At 71.3% G+C, this 2,970-nt stretch carries 3 protein-coding genes; 2 read left to right on the top strand and 1 reads right to left on the bottom strand.

Annotation, left to right across the window (positions count from 1 at the left end; all coding sequences use genetic code 11):
• Window positions 1-130 precede the first annotated feature (130 nt).
• On the top strand, window positions 131-1,159 hold the full coding sequence (locus ACFWN1_RS32600) for a LuxR C-terminal-related transcriptional regulator (protein WP_384370157.1): 1,029 nt from the start codon (window positions 131-133) through the stop codon (window positions 1,157-1,159).
• 9 nt (window positions 1,160-1,168) lie between these two features.
• On the opposite strand, the gene ACFWN1_RS32595 is transcribed toward ACFWN1_RS32600, so the two are convergent.
• Complete coding sequence (locus tag ACFWN1_RS32595) at window positions 1,169-2,182, bottom strand: helix-turn-helix transcriptional regulator (RefSeq protein ID WP_384370154.1); 1,014 nt, start codon at window positions 2,180-2,182, stop codon at window positions 1,169-1,171.
• A 376-nt stretch (window positions 2,183-2,558) separates the two neighbouring features.
• Between ACFWN1_RS32595 and ACFWN1_RS32590 the strand changes: the two genes are divergently transcribed.
• A complete protein-coding gene (locus ACFWN1_RS32590; RefSeq protein WP_384370151.1) occupies window positions 2,559-2,894 on the top strand; it encodes a hypothetical protein in 336 nt (111 codons plus the stop codon).
• Window positions 2,895-2,970 lie beyond the last annotated feature (76 nt).

Raw genomic sequence — 2,970 nt, 5'->3', positions numbered from 1 at the left:
GCCGGGCCGTGGCGATCCGGGCAAACCGGTGTTTCGCGGTCCGCGGGCCGGGAGGAGCCGTGTTGCGGAGGCGGGCGGGGCCGCGCATAGTGGCGCTGCGAAGTGGCGGCGACCGGGGGTGGAAAGGGCGATGGCCGGGCACGCGACGGAGGGACATCCCCACGGTGCCGACCGGCTCTGCGGGCCGGGCGACCGCGTGTACTCCCGCGCCGTACGCCGGGGCCGGGTGCCGCGCGCGGAGGCGGAGCCGGTGCCCTGCCTGCTCGAACTGGCCCTGCTGCACCCCGACCCCGACGACATGGACTGGCTGGTCCCCACCTCCCCGCAGGAGGTGCTGACCCGGCTGCTGCGCGGGGTCTACGACGAGGTCACCGAGAGCCAGCGCCGGATGGGCTCGGCGGTCGCCGCGTTCGACCGGTACGCCGGGCTCGGCCGGCAGCTGCCCGAACTCGCTCCGCAGGGTGAGGGCACCGCGATCCGGGTGCTGGACGGGCTGACCCGTATCCAGGCCGCGATGGACGAGGCGACCGAGCGCTGCGCCACCGAGGTGCTCACCGTGCAGCCCGGCGGTATCCGGCGCGAGGCCGAGCTGACCGAGGGACTGCACCGGGCGCTGGAACTGCGCGGCCGCGGGGTGCGGATGCGCGACCTGTACACCCATGTCGCCCGGCACGGGCAGGGGTTGCTGAACTACCTGGAGCTGATGGGCGACGCGGTGGAGGCCCGCACCCTGGACGAGGTCATCGACCGGCTCATCCTCTTCGACCGCACGGTCGCCTTCATCCCCGCCAACACCGACCGCACCATGGCCCTGGAGCTGCGTCACCCGGCGCTGGTGGAGTACCTGGTGACCGTGTTCGAGCGGCTGTGGCGGCTGGCGATCCCGCTCACCGCGCCGCTGCCCGACACCGGCATCGAGGGCATCTCGCACCGGGAGCGCGCCATCGCCGCGCTGCTCGCCGAGGGCCACCAGGACGCGGTGATCGCCGAGCGGCTCGGCATCAGCGTGCGTACCTGCCGCGCGCACATAGCCCGGCTCTCGGAGACCCTGGGCGCGACCAGCCGTACCCAACTCGGTGTGCGCATCGCCCAGGTGGGGCTGGACGGCCCGACGCACGGACCGGCGCCCGCTTCCGCCGGCGGGGTGCGCACACCCTGAACCACCCGCTCAGGCCTCCTCGTTGAGGATGCCGGAGCGGGCGATGAGATATCCGAGCTGGGCCCGGCTGCCGCTGCCCAGCGCGGTGGCCAGCTTGGCGATGTGGGCGCGGCAGGTGCGGACGTTCATCCCGAGGCGGCGCGCGATGGCCTCGTCGACATGACCCTCCACCAAAAGCTTGGCGATCGAGTGCTGGACGTCGGTGATGCCGTCGGGAGCGGTCTCGTACGGTGTCCCGGCGCTCAGCGGGACCGCGCGGCTCCACATGAACTCGAAGACCTTGACCAGGTAGCGCACCAGGCCGGGGTGGCGCAGCTCAAGGGCGACCTGGCGGTCCTCGCGGACCGGGATGAAGGCCACCGTCTCGTCGCAGATGATCAGCCGCTCGACCAGCTCGTCGATGGTGCGGTACTCGGCCTTGCCGTCGGTGAAGCGGTCCACGTAGGCGAGGCGGTCGGCGCTGTAGCGGGCGGTGTGCTGGTACAGGGTGCGGATGCGTACCCCGCGATCGATCAGCGGGCGGTCGCGGTCCAGCGCCTCCAGGAGACGGTTCTCGGGGCTGCGGCGGCCCCCGGGCTGCACGGTGAGCACCTCGGTGCGGCACTGGCCGGTCGCCAGGTCCAGGGCCGCGTTGATGCGGTCCAGGCCCTCCAGCACGGTGATGGCGTGGGTCGGGGCGTCCTCGCGGGCACTGAGCGTCATGAAAGGTTCGAATATCTCCGACAGCACGATGGACCGGCGCCGCCGCTCGGCGATCTCCCGCTCGATGGGGGTCAGCCGCTGGGCCAGCGCGACGGCCGGCGCCACGGGCCGCAGCCAGCCGGGGTCGTCCGGATCGGGGTGGAGCAGGGCGAACTCCATCAGGCACGGGGCGGTCTCGGTCTCCGCGCGCGGGATGCGGCCGGTGCGCAGGGCGCTCGCGTACAGGCGGCTCCCTTCCGCGCACATCTCGGTCACCGCGTGGGGATGTGTCGCCTCTGCCCCGTTTGTCACCAAATCTCCACCCCCCAGGGTCCTGAACATGCAGGAACATGATGCACCGATCGTGTGGCGATGATGTGCCTGAATGAGCCATCGTCTAACTCGACGGGGGAAGAGGGGACTTTCAAGTGAGGACGAAGCCGACCATGCGTAACAGAATGCTTCGCTCGGCGCTTGTTGCCGCTCTCTCCGCCGTTGCGGCCGTCGGAACACTGGCTGGCCTCTCCGGTGCGACGAGCGCGCAGGAGCCGGGTGCCGGGGGGACCGTGACAGCGGCTGGCGTTCAGGACACCCGGTGGGACACCGCGCCGCTGGACACCCGGTGGGACACGACGCCGCTCGACACCAGGTGGGACACGACGCCGGCGGACACGAGGTGGGACGTCGCCCCGCTCGACACGCGGTGGGACTGATCACCATGACCACGCCTCCCGACGACCGCTCCTTCCGTCGTGAGATGGCCACCGCCTACCGTTCCGGCTGGCACTTCATCGACCTGGTCACCGCCATCCCCCACAGCGGCGACTCGTTGATGGTGACGGTGTTCGGCGAACCGGTGGTGGTCACCCGGGACGAGGACGAGGACGTACGGGCGTACCGCTGTCTGCGCAAGCCGCGGGGCGCGCCGCAGCCGGTGCGGTGTGCCGTGCGGTACGGCATGATCTTCGTCAATCTCGACCAGCGGGACCACCGTCTCGCGGAGCCCGAGGTCGTCGACCTCAGGACCACAACTGCCACCCCCCGCAGTGCCTGACGCGATTCCCCCGTCGTAAAAGATCGCCTCAGGTACTTCCCCCCGCAGCGGCGTCACCGTGACCTGAACACGGTGA

Origin of the sequence: Streptomyces sp. NPDC058459, from assembly GCF_042721685.1 — a bacterium.
GTDB lineage: Bacteria > Actinomycetota > Actinomycetes > Streptomycetales > Streptomycetaceae > Streptomyces.
The sequence above is the reverse complement of the archived record's forward strand: the minus strand, read 5'-3'. Positions and strand labels throughout refer to the sequence as shown.